Raw genomic sequence first — 15178 nt, forward strand, 5'->3', positions numbered from 1 at the left:
CGATCCACGCAAACCCTTGCAGGCCTTGGCCCGAACTGCTGCACGGCGCCTGCAACGCACAGATCCACCCAACAATAACAACTACGGGGGCAGGGATGAGCTTGAAGCCGATTGCGGGTGCGCTGTTGATGATGCTGTGGGGGGCAGGCGCCGTCACTGCCGCCCCCGCCGAGGAATATTCCACCGAGTCGGCCCAGGCCACTCAGGGCCTGCTGATCGATGCCACGCACGCCGGCAAGCGCCTGGTGGTGGTCGGTGATCGGGGCCATATCCTGTTCTCGGACGACCAGGGCAACACCTGGACCCAGGCCCGCGTGCCGACCCGGCAATTGCTCACAGCCGTGTTTTTTCTCGATGACAAGCGGGGCTGGGCGGTAGGCCACGATGCGCAGATTCTTGCCAGTACCGATGGCGGCGCCACCTGGAGCAAGCAGTTCGAAGACCTGGCCCGCGAAGCCCCGCTGCTGGATGTCGCCTTTACCGATGCTCAGCACGGGTTCGCGGTGGGTGCCTACGGTGCATTCCTCGAAACCACCGATGGCGGCCAGCACTGGCAGGATGTGGCTGAGCGCCTCGACAACCCCGATCAGTTGCACCTGAACGCGATCACCCAGGTGCGCGAAGCCGGCCTGTTCATTGTCGGCGAGCAGGGCGGCATGTACCGCTCGGCAGACAACGGCCAGCGCTGGGCGAAGGTGCAGGGCCCTTACGAGGGGTCGCTGTTTGGCGTCATCGGTACGGCGCAACCCCGTACCCTGCTGGCGTTCGGCCTGCGCGGCAACCTGTTCCGCTCCACCGACTTCGGCGACACCTGGCAGCCCATCGAACTGAAAGCCGCCCGTGGCGAGCTGCAGTTCGGCCTGGCCAGCGCCACACTGCTGGATGACGGCACCGTGGTGCTGGTGGGCAATGGCGGCAGCGTGCTGCGCAGCACCGACGATGGCCAGCGCTTCACGGTCTACAACCGAGCCGACCGTATCGCCCTGTCTGGCGTCAGCGCTGCGGGGGAGGGCGGGCTGCTGCTGGTAGGGCAGGGTGGTGTGCACCTGGCCAATGCCGAAGGCGCCGACCGTGCTGCCCGCGAGGTGCGCCCATGACCAGCAAGGAGAGCCTGCCCATGCAGCCGCACCATCAGGACAAGGCCACACTGCTCGAGCGCCTGATCTTCAACAACCGGCCCGTGGTCATTACCCTGTGCGTGCTGGTCAGCATCCTGCTGTTCTGGCAGGCCACGCAGATCCGCCCTTCCACCAGTTTCGAAAAGATGATCCCGCTGCAGCACCCATTCATCGAGCAGATGATGGAGCACCGCAACGACCTGGCGAACCTGGGTAACACCGTGCGGATTTCCGTGGAGGCGGTCGAGGGTGACATCTTTGACAAGGCCTACATGGAGACCTTGCGGCAGATCCATGACGAAGTGTTCTACCTGCCGGGTGTCGACCGTGCCGGGCTCAAGTCTTTGTGGAGCCCCAGCGTGCGCTGGAGTGAGGTCACCGAAGAGGGCTTCTCCGGTGGCGAAGTGATCCCCAATACCTACGACGGCTCGCAGGCCAGCCTCGATACACTGCGCGACAACGTGCTGCGCTCCGGGCAGGTTGGGCGGCTGGTAGGCAACAACTTCAGGTCGAGTATCGTCGACGTGCCCTTGCTCGAAAGCTACCCGGACCCGCAGGACCCGGGCCGCCAGGTCAAGCTCGACTACCAGCAGTTCTCGCACCAGCTTGAAGAAAAGATCCGCGACAAGTTCCAGGCCCAGAACCCCAATGTGAAGATTCACATCGTCGGCTTCGCCAAGAAAGTCGGCGACCTGATCGATGGGTTGGTGATGGTGGTCATGTTCTTCGGTGTGGCGTTGGCGATCACCTGGGTACTGCTGTACTGGTTCACCTGGTGCATCCGCAGCACCATCGCCGTGCTTGTCACTACCTTGGTGGCGGTGGTCTGGCAGCTGGGCCTGATGCATGCAGTGGGTTTTGGCCTGGACCCTTATTCGATGCTGGTGCCGTTTCTGATCTTCGCCATCGGCATCTCTCACGGGGTGCAGAAAATCAACGGCATCGCCCTGCAGTCCAGCGACGCCGACAACGCCCTGACGGCGGCGCGGCGCACCTTCCGGCAGCTGTTCCTGCCCGGCATGATCGCCATTCTGGCCGATGCCGTGGGCTTCATCACCTTGCTGATCATCGATATCGGCGTCATCCGCGAGCTGGCCATTGGCGCGTCCATCGGGGTGGCGGTGATCGTGTTTACCAACCTGATCCTGCTGCCGGTAGCTATCTCCTACGTGGGTATCAGCAAGAAAGCCATCGAGCGCAGCAAACGGGACGCTACCCGTGAACACCCGTTCTGGCGGCTGTTGTCGAACTTCGCCAGCGCCAAGGTGGCGCCGGTGTCCGTGGGCCTGGCGCTGTTGGCCTTCGCCGGCGGGCTGTGGTACAGCCAGAACCTGAAAATCGGTGACCTCGACCAGGGCGCGCCAGAACTGCGCCCCGACTCGCGCTACAACCAGGACAACCACTTCATCATCAGCAACTATTCCACCAGTTCCGACGTGCTGGTGGTCATGGTCAAGACGCCGCCAGAGCACTGCTCGGTTCACTCGACCCTGGCGCCCATCGACGAATTGATGTGGACGATGGAAAACACCCCGGGTGTGCAATCGGCCATCTCCCTGGTGACCGTGTCCAAGCAGGTGATCAAGGGCATGAACGAGGGCAGCCTGAAATGGGAAACCCTCTCGCGCAACCCGGATGTGCTCAACAACTCCATTGCCCGTGCCGACGGGTTGTACAACGGCGACTGTTCGCTGGCGCCTGTGCTGGTGTTCCTCAACGACCACAAGGCCGAAACCCTGGAACGGGTCACCGCGGCCGCCAAGGCATTTGCAGAAAGCCACGACAAGGAGGGCCTGCAGTTCCTGCTGGCGGCGGGCAATGCCGGCATCGAGGCCGCGACCAACGAGGTGATCAAGTCGGCCGAGCTGACCATCCTGGTGCTGGTGTACATCTGCGTGGCCATCATGTGCCTGATCACGTTCCGTTCGTTTGCCGCCACCTTGTGCATCGTGTTGCCGCTGGTACTCACCTCGGTGCTGGGCAATGCGTTGATGGCGTACATGGGCATTGGCGTAAAAGTCGCCACCTTGCCGGTGGTGGCGCTGGGTGTAGGTATTGGCGTGGACTACGGCATCTACATCTACAGCCGCCTGGAGAGCTTCCTGCGGGCCGGCCTGCCGCTGCAGGAGGCGTACTACCAGACCCTGCGCTCCACCGGCAAGGCGGTGCTGTTCACCGGTTTGTGCCTGGCCATCGGTGTGTGTACCTGGATCTTCTCTGCCATCAAGTTCCAGGCAGACATGGGCCTGATGCTGACCTTCATGTTGCTGTGGAACATGTTTGGCGCCCTTTGGCTACTGCCCGCCCTGGCACGGTTCCTGATAAAACCGGAAAAAATGGCAGGCAAGGCCGGGGGGTCAATCTTCGCTCACTGACGTGCTGGATGGATTCAGGTCGCGCCTTCCTGTAGCCAACTGGCCGAACAGCGTGCCGGCCAGTTCATAGCCGGACGTTACGGTAGAGCATAACCCTTGAGGTTTCGTGCATGGCACGCGTGAGTTCAGTGAGGCGGCTGAACGCTTCTGGGTGTTGGCCGGCTACGTTGTCTAAGGGCGTTGGTGAGTAGAGGTCGTGAAGTGTCGGTGAGCTGCCGTCGTGCTGCATTTGCAGTAGAAACCGCTTGGTAACGCCTCCGATAACCGGGAAAGTACCCTCTTGAAGCACCAGAGGTACCACACGCTCGCCTTCGGGGGCAGGTTGCATCAAGTCCCGCCCCATGCCGTTGTTCATGTACGGTTTTCCAAGCATCCCCAGCACGGTGGGCAGCAAATCAACCAGGCCGGTGGCCTCGTCGACGTTTCCAGGCTCAATGAGGCCGGGCGCGTAGATGATCATCGGCACATTGTTGCTTTCAAGGCCAAGTTGCTCGAAGGCCGGTGCCATGTGCGGAATCTGGCTGATGCGCGTGTTGTGGTCCCCGAAAAATACAAAAATAGTGTTCTTCAAGAACCCTTGGTTTTCTGCCATCTCCAACAACTTGCCAATGTTGAAGTCCAGAAGACGAACCGCGTTGAACTGCGCTACGCTCCGTGAGCCTGCGTGTTGCACCACTTCAAGCGGAAGATCAAGTGGCTCGAAGCCATCGTTCTCTTTTGGGATCGTAAAAGGTCTGTGGTTCCCAGAGGTTTGCAGGAACGCGAAAAATGGCTGGTCGTCACGGTGCGCGCCAAGGATTGCTGTGCTTTCTTTGAAGAAGTTCAGGTCGGAAATCCCCCATACATCGATACGCGGAGACCGCCAGTCGGGCTCGTCATAGAGTTGAATGCCGTCCACGCTCTGTTGTACGACAGCATTGATGTTGGCCCAGCCTGCGTTACCACCGATCATGTAATATTTTTCGTAACCCTCCAGTGCGTTGAGCAGGCTGTGCTGCTTGGAGATGAGCGGGTTACGGGTTGCAGTCTGCTCCCTTGTCACATCAGGTACGCCGGTAATACTCGCCCACACGGTTTTTGCCGTGCCTGTCACGGGGACGTAGAAATGGCGAAAAAACAGACCTTGGCTGGCGATGCGGTCGAGGTTTGGCGTTGGGTTGAGCGGGTTGCCATAAGCACCCACCGCACTGGTGCCCAATGATTCAAGCATGACAAATACGACGTTGGGTGTTTTGTGGGTGGTAAAAACTGAGGGATGCGCTGAATGCTCGCGTTGATAGTTCAACGCGATGGGGTCAGGTTTCGTGACCCCAAGATAGTTTGCGATTGCTGGGTAATGGCGTCGTGCCTCTTCTTCATCGTATGAGACACGGTCAACCCGAAGGGTATCGTACAGAAATAGAACAGGGTTCAATCCCGTTGCAGCGATTTGAGCATTGCCCGTGTAAAACGCATCGCTCCAGCGTAGAGGCACCGGGTTTTTGATATTGAGGTTCTCCAAACGGCCCACCAACCCCAGGAGCGTGACACTAAAAACGATGGCGGTTCCAAACGCTATCGCCCCCTTGGAGATGGGGATTGAAGGTGAGCGGAGGGTGCGCCTTTCGACCCACTTGACGGCCGCCAGCGTGGCCATTATCGCGCACAGCCAGCCGAGGCAAATCCATACAACAGGGTACGTCTGCCACACCATCTCCGAAGCGGTCTTTGAGTCTTCGAAATAGCGTAATACGGTGGCATTGATCCGGACGCCAAGGTAGGCGTAATGACCAAAATCAATAATGTAAACCAGCAGTACCAGTGAAACGGCCAGCGCCAGGTAGACGTTGGACATTTTGATTGTGGTGCTGTTACTCACCAGGTTTATTTTTGGGGCCCACGCCAACAGGGCCAGTGGAGCAGTCACCAGCAACGCAAGCCGAAGATCAAATCGCAACCCGATGCCCGTGGTAAACAAGATATCGTTATGGCTCAGTATTTCCTGCAGGGGTACGCCAGAGAACCCCAGTAGGAACACCAGGCGCAGGGCAATGAAGAGCGTAAATAGAACCGCGGCTACACCGGCTAGATAACGGAGTCGCCTTGAGTGAGTCCAGTTCATCGAGGCGTCTCGGTAGATTCGGCGGTGGGCGTGTGAGTGGCAAGTGTTGGGGTGGCGATGAGCGTGCGGATACGGTGGACTGAAAAGCGTGCGAGTGAGCGTAAGCCGTACAGTAGCGCAAGCATTACCAGCGCTGGATCAATCAAATAGTTCCAGTAGTTCTCTGTCGTGTCCAAGTCCAGGCAGTAGACCAAGGCAGGGAACGTCAACACCGTGGCCCCAAACGTATTGCCCCTGTGGAGGAAATACAATGCAATTGCGCCCGTCGCCAGCATCAGCCCTGCAGGCTCGTAACCCCAACGATAGGGATCGAGGTAGCTCAGGCCGAGAGAAGCTGGGTAGAGCAGCATGGCCCCTGCGCCTACAACCCAGAGCAGGTGGCGATGATCGGCTGGAGCAATATCAATGAGCCCGAGCTTTTTCAGGCAATAAAAACAGACCATCACAACGAAGCTGACGGATACGTCATGCGTAAGGCTCCGCACGGCCTCGGTGAGTGTTAGTTCGCCCACTGGCACAAAGGTGAGCGTGACGGCCAGCGCCAGTTTACAACCTTGTAAATAAACGCCGGTGCCAAAGGGGGCGAGCACAAGAAATAGAAGGGCTGCCAGCGCCACGTGTGCTTGAATCAGGTCGATGATCATTTTTTGCCCTCCACCCAGGCGTCACTAAAGCTGACGTGCTTGATGAATGTGTCGTTCCAGGAATACACCAGGTGGTAGCGCCCTGATGTGTCGCGCGTGAAATACGGGTACTCATACTCGAATCGGCACTTTCCAGACTCACACATACGCTCGCTGACACGTGACAACATGGCGTGTTGGGTCTGGGGTGATGTTGAACCCCGCGCCGCCCAGGCCTCACCAATCTTTGTGTGGAAGGTGGCTTGGTCGATGGGATCACCCCAAGGGTCGGGGGACTCGTCAACGTGGGAAATGAGCGTCCAGTCACGCATTTCCCTATCGGTCTCATAAAGTGTGAGGCGGAAACGCCCATCCTCCAGGTCATTCATCGCTACCAGGAGCTTGCCATTGTCGCGGCCGACAGCCGCAAGTGAAGAGTTGGGATTACTTGGCTCAACGGGCTGGGGCTCGGTCCAATGGCGACCCGAGTCAGTGGTACGGCTTGCGAGAACACGGTGATATCGCTCCCCGGCGTAGCGGAGTAGAGCGACGGCTTCGCGGCCATTTTGAGCCACGATCGTTGGCTGGAGCGAATGCTTGCCCTTGCTGATGCGAAACTTGTCGACGACTTCGCCATTCGAGTTCAAGTACAGGTATTCAGCGAATTTACCCATGAACTCGTGATAGATCGGCAAGCCGATAGAGCCATCCGTATGAAATACCGGTGTACTCCGCACGAGGGTGCTCAGGTTGAAAAAGGGCGTGGTTACCAGTTGGCGAGGTGCAGTCCAGGTCGTGCCTAGATCGTCGGAGTACATGACGTTAACGGCGCTTCCGGCCCAACCCCCGACTGAAACGGAGACATAGAAAAGCCACAACCGATTGTTTGGTGAAAGCGCGATCACCGGGTTCCCGAGTTTACGAACATGCTTGCGAACGGCTGTTTGCGTACCTATCCGTGTGGCCAGTACCCGCTCCTGGCTCCACTCATCAGCGCGAGGGTCGAACTGGGAAGCACGGATTTGCACATCTGCTGCGCCTTCCCGGCTTCCTGCGAACCATGCCGCAATTGCCCCGCCGTTTGGCAGTGCAGTAATGGAGGCAGAGTGGACGAAGGCCGTCATGTCTGCCGAGGCGAAGCGGTGTTTCACGTCCGGGGCTGATTCGACATTGGTCGCGTGTGCGTTAATCACTGAGAAGTCAGCGACCTTGACAGTGGGTGCCTTGCTCAAAGCGAACCCAAAAACGGTGGCGACTACAGACAGGTAGACGGTTTTTTTTAGAAGGCTCATCGCGTGTATCTCACCGCTGGGGAACTGGCTCAGCCTTGACCAAGGCAAAGGTGATCGGGTGGAAATACAGCTCCACCCGTTTGCCCTCTGTGTCAAACCCGTAGATTTCGTAACAGTTGCCCTCAGTCACGCGAAATTTAGTGATGCGGTAGCCGCTCTGCTTGATTGATCGTCTAAAGTCGGACTCAGACTTCCAGGTGGATTTTTCGGCGGTAGCACACAAAGTGTCTGCCTGTGCGACCTGGGTAATGCCAAGAACTGCAGTAAATAGACACAGGTTACGCACGGTGAACCCCCCGTTATTGATTGAGGCGCGAGGCTAAAGAGGGGGAAGTGAAGGATATGTAAAAATTAATATGCGGTTACACACTTCACAACGCACTTCAATGCAGGGAAGTTGACCAGCGGCATCGTTTCTATGGAGGCAATGAAAAGGGTTACCCTGTGCGAATTTCAACGTGCCGCCGTAACGTCCGCAATGAGGCTTTTTTTTTCGGTCTTTTCACGAAATTTTCATAGATGTATCCATAACCTCTCTCGCTTCTTTGGGGAGTAGCCTGCTTTCGAGCTTTCGAAGGCGCCTTGGTCAACATTCTCGGCAATCGCCGTGGTCAAGGCATCCATCCGGACTGGTGAGACCAACGACAACCCTGCGTAGTGAGTCGGGCGCGCAGGGCCGATGTCGTTTGTCTTATGCCCGGCTGGAGTTTGCATTGAGCCCTCTCTCCCTCGTTTTCCTTGCCTTTGCCATGTCGACGGATGCTTTTGCAGCGGCGATCGGCAAAGGGTCCGTCCTCCAGAAACCTAAATTTTCAGAAGCACTTCGGACAGGCGTTATTTTTGGCGCAATCGAAGCTGTTACGCCTGTAGTGGGTTGGTTTCTGGGTCAAGCTGCCAGTGCCTATGTTGAGGCCTGGGACCACTGGATTGCGTTCGGGCTGTTGATCGCGTTGGGTCTACATATGGTTTATAACGGCGTGAAGCCGGAGGAGGCTGAAGTTGAGAAGCCGGTTCAGCATTCATTCTGGTTGTTGGCTGCGACGGCTTTGGCTACCAGTATTGATGCCCTTGCTGTGGGTATTGGCCTTGCCTTCGTTGACGTGAACATCCTGGTTGCGGCGGCTGCAATAGGCCTCGCGACCACCACCATGGTCACCATTGGCGTGATGTTAGGGCGAGCACTGGGTGCGGTTGTGGGCAAGCGCGCTGAAGTCATCGGCGGCGCTGTACTGATGCTGATCGGCGCGACGATCCTGTACGAGCATTTGACGGCGATCTAGCGCATGGCGAAACCCCCGAAACGCCAGAGCTGACCGTTGAGAAAACAGTAACGCCCTGGCGCTATAATCCAGACCCCTTTACCCCGGTGCCCCCCATGTCTGCTCTCGCAACCGTCTTGACCTCCTGTGACATGATTCTCATCGATGGGCTGCATGCCTTCGACTTCACCTGCGATGAAAACGGCCTGACCATCGAATGCATGGATGGCCGCCAGCTCCGTCGCTGGGTGTTCACCGCCGATCAGGTGGCCGCAGCCTCCCGTGAAGGGAACGACTGGTGCATCGCTGCTGCCGAAACTGAGCATCGGCTTACCTGCCTGGATGCATTTCGCGCACCGGATGAAGACGACCATGAACCGGACCTGGAAGACACTGCTGACCGCTAGCCTCATGCCCATGGTGCTCAACGCCCAGGCGGCTACGCTGCTGGTGGGCAGCTACACCGACAGCCCTAGCAAGGGCATCTACCGCTACGCATTCGATACCACCACCGGCAGGATTACCCCCGCGCCGCTGCAGGTGGTGGAGAGCGTCAGCCCGTCATGGCTGGTGCTCTCGGAAGACAACCGGCAACTGTTCGCGGTCAACGAAACCCCCAAAGGCCATGTGAGCAGTTTTGCCGTTGGCAGTGATGGCGCCATCACCTTCATCAACCAGGTTTCCAGCCTGGGTGACGAGCCCACCCACGCCAGCCTCAGCCAGGACCAGCGCTACCTGTTCGTGGGCAATTACTCGGTCAGCGCCGAAACCGGCGGCAGCCTGGTGGTGCTCCCTGTAGACAAGCACGGCAAGCTCGGGCCTGCGGTGCAGCAGGAGCGGCACGTGCCTAGTGGCGTCAACCCCGAACGCCAGGCCGGTGCCCATGTGCATGCCATGGTGCCATCACCGGATGGCCAGCATGTGTATGCCAGTGACCTGGGGGCAGACAAGGTGTTCATCTACCGCTACGACGGCGCCAGCCAGGGCCACCCCTTGTCCCCGGCCATTCCCCCGGCAGTTGCCTTGCCACCCGGCAGCGGCCCTCGTCATCTGGTATTCGATGCCAAGGGCAGCCATGCCTACCTGACGCTGGAGATGAGCGCCGAGGTGGTGGTGTTCGATGTGCAAAAAGGCGCGCTGGTGGAACGCCAGCGCCTGCCATTGACCGAGCGGCCTGAGGCAGCAGCCAAGGCCGCTGGCGGTTTGCACCTGTCAGCCGACGGTCGCTTCCTGTACGTCAGCAATCGCGGCACGGTGAACCAGATTGTGGTGTTTGCGGTGGGCAAGGAGGATGGCCGGCTGGCGCTGGTGCAGCGCCGCTCCGTAGAGGGTGACCACCCCCGTGAATTCACCCTGGACCCCAGCGGCAATTTCCTGCTGGTCGCCAACCAGAAAAGCAACGAGATCGTGGTGCTGCACCGCGACCCGCTCAGCGGCAAGCTGGGCGAGGCGGTGCAGACACTGCACCAGCCCGCGCCCTCGGACCTGAAGTTCATTCCCTAGCCGCTAGCCGCACACTTCTACGTCGCTGAGGCCATTGCCCTGGCGGCGAACCTGGATCTGCACCGGGATGCGCTCGTGCATTTCCTGCACATGGGAAATGACCGCCACCTTGCGGCCTTGGGCCTGCAGGCCATCGAGGGCATCCATGGCCAGTTGCAGGGACTCAGGGTCGAGGCTGCCAAAGCCTTCGTCGATGAACAGCGATTCGATACGCAAGGTGCTGGACGCCATCGACGCCAGCCCCAGGGCCAGGGCCAGCGACACCAGGAACGTTTCCCCACCTGACAACGAATGCACCGAGCGCAGCTCATCACCCATCTCGGTATCCAGCACCAGCAGGCCCAGCGCGCTGCCGCCACGCTTGAGCCGGTAGCGACGTGCCAACTGACGTAACTGGGCATTGGCATGGTGCAGCAGCAGGTCGAGGTTGTAGCCCTGGGCGATCTTGCGGAATACGTCGCCGGACGCCGAGCCGATCAGGCTGCTGAGCCGGGCCCAGCGTTGCCACTGCTGGCGGGCCTGCTCGATCTGCCCGGCCAGCGCCTGGTGGGCCTCTTGGCGGCGTTGGTCATCGGCCTGTTGCCCGCGCAGTTCGGCGCACTGCTGTTCGTGGCTGGCCAAACGCTGTTGCACGTCGCTCAAGGCCTGTTCAAGCGCCTCGGCAGAGCTGTCCACCGCCATCTGCGCGGCATGCTGTTGCAGGCGTTGTTGGCGTTCCTGCTGGAGCACACGGCCCTGCTCAACGGCCTTCTCAGAGGCCTGCAAACGGGTGCGCAAGGCATCGACTTGCCCATCGTCCATCCCCAGTAGCCGTTCCAGCCCGCTGTCGTCCAACTCGGGATGAGCACCGCGCCACTGCTCGACCTGCGTTTGCAACGCCTGGGTTTCCGCCTCGAGGGCCTGGTGCTGTTGGGTGTTGGCGCCGAGTTCGCTGGCCAGCTGCACGCCTTGGGTGCACAGGGCCTGCAGGCGCTGGGCGGTTTCGGCCTCCAGCGCCCGGGCGTGCTCCACCGCGGTTTCCATGTGCTGCTGCCAGGCTTCAGCGCTGGTGTGGGAGGCTAGCAATTCACTCAGCGATGCCTGGGCTTGCTGGCGCTGCGCATCCAGGCTGGCGAGTTTCTGCTGTTGCTGCTGCAGGCTCGCAATGCGCGTTTGCTGCTGGTCGTTCAGCTTGTCGAGTTCGGCCTGACGGGTGTGCAGGTCCTGCTGTTCGTCCTTGCGCCGTTCGACCTGCTCCAGGCGCTGGGCAATCTGCTGGTCGAGGGCGAGGAAGGCATTGGCGGGGTCTTCCTGCAGGGCTTTCACGGTGCTGGTAGGCAGCACGCTGGCCAGGTCGCTCAACCCTTGCTCCAGCTGCTGCTGGTCAGCGGCCAGTGCCTGGTGCTGCTCGGCCAGGTGGCGCTGTGCCTGCTGCTGGGCTTCTTGAGCGGCGTGTAGCTGCTGGGTCAGCTGCGCTGCATCCTTTTGCAGGGCGAGCAGGGCACGCTGGCGCTTTTCGTCGCGGTCAATCTCGTCGGTGAGGCGACGCAGTTGGCCGTCGAGCCAGGTGCTGCGGGCCTGATCGTCCTGGGGGGCGAGTGCGTGCCACAGGCTGTGAGACTGCACCTGCGCCTGCAGTGGCTGCAAGTGTTCGGTCAGCTGCTGTTGCTGCTGGTGCAGCTCCTTGAGCTGGGCGTTGATGACGCCCAGTTGGGTGCGCAGCTCTACCAGTTGGGCGCCAAGGGTATCGACCTGCTGCTGCGCGCTTTGCTGCTCTGCCTGGTCGTTAAGGTCCAGGCTCTGCAGCAACGCGTCGGGCTGGTGGAACGGGTGCTCGGCGCTGCCACACACGGGGCACGGCTCGCCCTCGTGCAACTGGCTGCGCAGCTCCTCGACGCTGGTGTTGCGGGCAAGGCGCTGGCGCTCCAGCAATTGGCGGGTCAGGGTAAGCGCCTGTTGCGCGGCGTCCAGTTCAGCCTTGGCCGCGGTGCCTTGGGCAATCAGTTGCTGGCGCTGCTGCATGGCCTGCTGCTGGCGCTGGCGGGTGGTGTCCAGTTGCTGGCGCAGCTCGTGCTCGCGGGCATGCAGGCGTGACAGCTCCTCGACCGCGCGGTGCTGCTTGCGGTTGTCCTGCAACATGCCGCTCAACAGGTCCACTTGTTCGGCCAGTGCGTGGGGTTCGGCATTGGCTTCGCGGAACAGCAGTTCGAAAGCATCACGCTTGGCCTGCCACTGGGCGGTGGCCTGGCTGGCCTGGGCCTGCAGCCCCGGCAGCTCTTCGCGGCCCTTGGCCAACCGGCCCCCTACCAGCATCACTTGCTTCAACTGTGGCAGGTAGGCTTGCCAGGCTTGTGCCAGCTCAGCCAGGTGCTGGCTGCTGGAAAGCGCGGTATCGATCTGCGCCAGACTCTGCTCGCTGCGCTGCTGGTTGGCCTGCAGTTGCTGAACCTGCGCCTGGCCCTGGGTGACTTCCTGGTCGGCCTGCAGCTGGGCGGCATGCTGCGCTGCCAGTTCTTGTTCAAGCCTTGCCACGGTGTCCTGGGCGGCAAAGGCCTGGCGCAAGTGCGGGGTGCTTTCGCTGTAATGGGCCTGGCTATCGACCAAGGCCTTGGCTGCTGCGGCGAGTGTTTGTTCGAGTGCAGCGGCATCACGCTGGAGTTGCGCATCCTGCTGCTGCTGCTGGTCGATTTTCGACGCCATCGACGCCACCTGTGCGCTCAAGGCCTGCCGGCGGATGAACGCATGGCGTTGCGGGGCCAGGTGTTGCAGGCGCTGCAGGTCCAGCCGGGCATCGGCCAGTTGCTGCCATTGCTGCTCGGCGGCCTGTAATGCGCTACTGGCTTCAGTCAACTGCGTTTGCAACTGCTGTTGCTCATGCAGCCAGGTGCGTTGCTGTTCCAGTTGCCGCTCGGCAGCTTGATCGGCCTTGAGCTGTTGCTGCGCCTGCTGCAGGTGTTGGTCGAGCGCTGCCCGTGCTTCGGCAGCCAGAGGCAGGAGGTGGCTGGCACGCTCCTTCAGCGCATTGTGGGCATCGCCGGCTTCGCGTGCCTTGCTGAATGCGCGTTGGCCCAGGCGAGTATAAATAGCCGTGTTGGTGAGCTTCTCCAGCAGTTCGCTGCGTTCACGGTCGTCGGCTTTGAGGAAGGCGCCGAATTCGCTTTGGGCCAGCATCACCGCCCGGGTGAACTGCTCGAAATTCAACCCCAGGCGTGCCTCTACCAGGGCCTTGTACTCATTCTTGGCGCTGGCCAGCACCTGCTCGCTGTCGAGGTCGTAGAAGCTCTGGCGGCTGAGTTGCAACTTGCCGTTGCCCTTGTCGCGGGCGCGGTTGGCTTCCCAGCGAGCGCGGTAGCGACGCCCGTCGATGCCGACGAAGTCCACCTCTGCAAAGCCGCTGCCGGTGCCCCGGCGCAGCAGGTTGCGCGGGTCGGAGGTGGGTATTTCACCGTCTGTATCGGGCACCTTGGCTTCACGGCCAATGTCATTCAGACGTGGCACCGTGCCGAACAACGCCAGGCACAGGGCATCGAGCAAGGTGCTCTTGCCGGCGCCGGTTGGCCCGGTTATAGCGAACAGGCCGGCGCTGGCCAAAGGTTCGCGCGTGAAGTCGATGTCCACGGGGCCTGCCAGCGAGGCGAGGTTCTTCAAACGAATGGCGAGAATTTTCATGGCTGTTCCTCTTCCTGCAGCACGTCTTGCAGCAACAGGGCGAAGTCGGCCAGCGCCTGCTCGTCGGCAGGCTGGCCGTAGGCCTGTTCCCAGGCGCGGCCAAACAGGTCGTGCGGGGTCATCTGGGCCAGTTCGACAAAGGCCTGTTCGTCGTCATCGGCCTGGTGGCGCCCGGCGTATTCGACGCCGATGCGGATCAGCCGCACAGCCTTGCCTTCAAGCGCGGCCTCTATCTGCTGGCGCAGGTCGGGTTGCGGCTCGTCCAGCACAACGCGTACTTCAAGCCAGGGCTTGCGGTTGGGGTCATCCAGCAGGTCGATCACCGGCAGGTCGGCCAACTGCGCCAGCACCTCGCCCAGCGGCGCCGGGCCCAGGCGTTGCAAGGCCACGGCACGTGGCACCGGGCGCGGCTCTACACTGACCAGCGCGGCACCGTCCAGCTCCACTTCCAGCACCTGATGGGGGTAGTTGACCTCGGCAAACGACAAGGGGATGGGCGAGCCGCTGTAGCGGATGCGGTCTTCGCGGTTGACCTTTTGTGGTTTGTGCAGATGGCCCAGCGCCACGTAGCTGATCGCTTTGTCGAACAGCCTGGCTGGCAGTGCTTCGGCATTGCCGATGATCAGGCTGCGTTCGGAGTCTTCCGACACCGCGCCGCCGGCCATGTGCGCATGGCTGATGGCGATGAGCGCCTGATCCTTGCGGCGCCTGGCCTGGGCTGCGGCGATCAGTTGCTGGTGCACCTGGGTGATGCCCTGCAGGTAATCGTCGCCCAACTGCAGGCCGGTGACTTCGGCCGGGCGCAGGAAGGGCAGGGCCAGGCACCATGCCGTGACCTTGCCACGGCTGTTGGTCAACGGGATGAGTAGCCGCTCGGCATCCAGCTGGCCTTCATCCAGCCAGTGCACGCGGCCCAGGGCGTGGGTACGCAGGCGGCGCATCAGCGCCGCAGGCAGCTCGATGCGCGAGCCGGAATCGTGGTTGCCGGCGATCATCACGATGTCCAGTTTGGGCTGTTGCTCGTGGGCGTTGACGATGAAGTCGTACAGCCGCTCCTGGGCTTTGACCGGCGGGTTGACGGTGTCGAAGATATCGCCGGCAATCAGCAGCGCGTCGGGCTGACGCAGTTGGAGTTGGCCGAGCAGCCAGTCAAGGAAGCAGGCGTGTTCGAAGTCGCGTTCCTGGCCGTGCAGGCTTTGGCCCAGGTGCCAGTCGGAGGTGTGAAACAGACGCATGGATGACCTGTTGGTGTCGAGTCG

11 protein-coding genes and 1 riboswitch are annotated in these 15178 nt (G+C 61.0%); of the genes, 5 read left to right on the plus strand and 6 right to left on the minus strand.

Annotated elements, in window-relative coordinates:
• Nucleotides 1-128 precede the first annotated feature (128 nt).
• Complete coding sequence (locus IAE33_RS05260) at nt 129-1097, plus strand: WD40/YVTN/BNR-like repeat-containing protein (RefSeq protein ID WP_236403754.1); 969 nt, start codon at nt 129-131, stop codon at nt 1095-1097.
• Nucleotides 1098-1117: 20 nt separating this feature from the next.
• The gene (locus IAE33_RS05265) at nt 1118-3493 is read left to right on the plus strand and encodes an efflux RND transporter permease subunit (protein ID WP_201162775.1); all 2376 of its coding nucleotides are present in this window, start codon (nt 1118-1120) and stop codon (nt 3491-3493) included.
• A gap of 64 nt (nt 3494-3557) precedes the next feature.
• Here IAE33_RS05265 and IAE33_RS05270 read toward each other — a convergent pair whose 3' ends face one another.
• Genes IAE33_RS05270 through IAE33_RS05285 form a run of 4 tightly spaced genes read right to left on the minus strand, consistent with a single transcriptional unit; the run spans nt 3558 to nt 7795 of the window.
• A complete protein-coding gene (locus tag IAE33_RS05270; protein ID WP_201162666.1) occupies nt 3558-5594 on the minus strand; it encodes an LTA synthase family protein in 2037 nt (678 codons plus the stop codon).
• Complete coding sequence (locus IAE33_RS05275) at nt 5591-6238, minus strand: hypothetical protein (protein ID WP_201162668.1); 648 nt, start codon at nt 6236-6238, stop codon at nt 5591-5593. The genes IAE33_RS05270 and IAE33_RS05275 overlap by 4 nt, the downstream gene beginning before the upstream one ends.
• Entirely contained in the window at nt 6235-7509 is a 1275-nt protein-coding gene (locus IAE33_RS05280; protein ID WP_201162670.1) for a sialidase family protein, read from the minus strand. The genes IAE33_RS05275 and IAE33_RS05280 overlap by 4 nt, the downstream gene beginning before the upstream one ends.
• A 10-nt stretch (nt 7510-7519) precedes the next feature.
• Nucleotides 7520-7795, minus strand: a complete 276-nt coding sequence (locus IAE33_RS05285; RefSeq protein WP_201162672.1) for a PepSY domain-containing protein — start codon at nt 7793-7795, stop codon at nt 7520-7522.
• Between the two features lie 249 nt (nt 7796-8044).
• A riboswitch (yybP-ykoY riboswitch) is annotated at nt 8045-8215 on the plus strand.
• 7 nt (nt 8216-8222) lie between these two features.
• On the opposite strand from IAE33_RS05285, the gene mntP reads away from it, so the two are divergent.
• The 3 genes from mntP (at nt 8223) to IAE33_RS05300 (ending at nt 10271) form a co-directional block, all read left to right on the plus strand.
• Complete coding sequence (gene mntP, locus IAE33_RS05290; RefSeq protein ID WP_201162674.1) at nt 8223-8789, plus strand: manganese efflux pump MntP; 567 nt, start codon at nt 8223-8225, stop codon at nt 8787-8789.
• Nucleotides 8790-8884: 95 nt separating this feature from the next.
• On the plus strand, nt 8885-9175 hold the full coding sequence (locus IAE33_RS05295; RefSeq protein ID WP_201162676.1) for a DUF5629 family protein: 291 nt from the start codon (nt 8885-8887) through the stop codon (nt 9173-9175).
• Nucleotides 9141-10271 carry a lactonase family protein gene (locus IAE33_RS05300; RefSeq protein WP_201162678.1) on the plus strand — a complete coding sequence of 377 codons (1131 nt, stop codon included), beginning with the start codon at nt 9141-9143 and terminating at the stop codon, nt 10269-10271. Before IAE33_RS05295 ends, IAE33_RS05300 begins: the two co-directional genes overlap by 35 nt.
• Before the next feature lie 3 nt (nt 10272-10274).
• Here the strand turns inward: IAE33_RS05300 and IAE33_RS05305 are convergent, their stop codons facing one another.
• Complete coding sequence (locus IAE33_RS05305; RefSeq protein ID WP_201162680.1) at nt 10275-13919, minus strand: AAA family ATPase; 3645 nt, start codon at nt 13917-13919, stop codon at nt 10275-10277.
• Nucleotides 13916-15154 (minus strand): exonuclease SbcCD subunit D C-terminal domain-containing protein, encoded by a 1239-nt coding sequence (locus tag IAE33_RS05310; protein ID WP_060482133.1) that lies wholly within the window; start codon nt 15152-15154, stop codon nt 13916-13918. Before IAE33_RS05310 ends, IAE33_RS05305 begins: the two co-directional genes overlap by 4 nt.
• Between the last annotated feature and the right edge of the window lie 24 nt (nt 15155-15178).

Origin of the sequence: Pseudomonas sp. S60 (assembly GCF_016647865.1) — a bacterium.
In the GTDB taxonomy this organism is placed as follows: Bacteria; Pseudomonadota; Gammaproteobacteria; order Pseudomonadales; family Pseudomonadaceae; genus Aquipseudomonas; species Aquipseudomonas parafulva.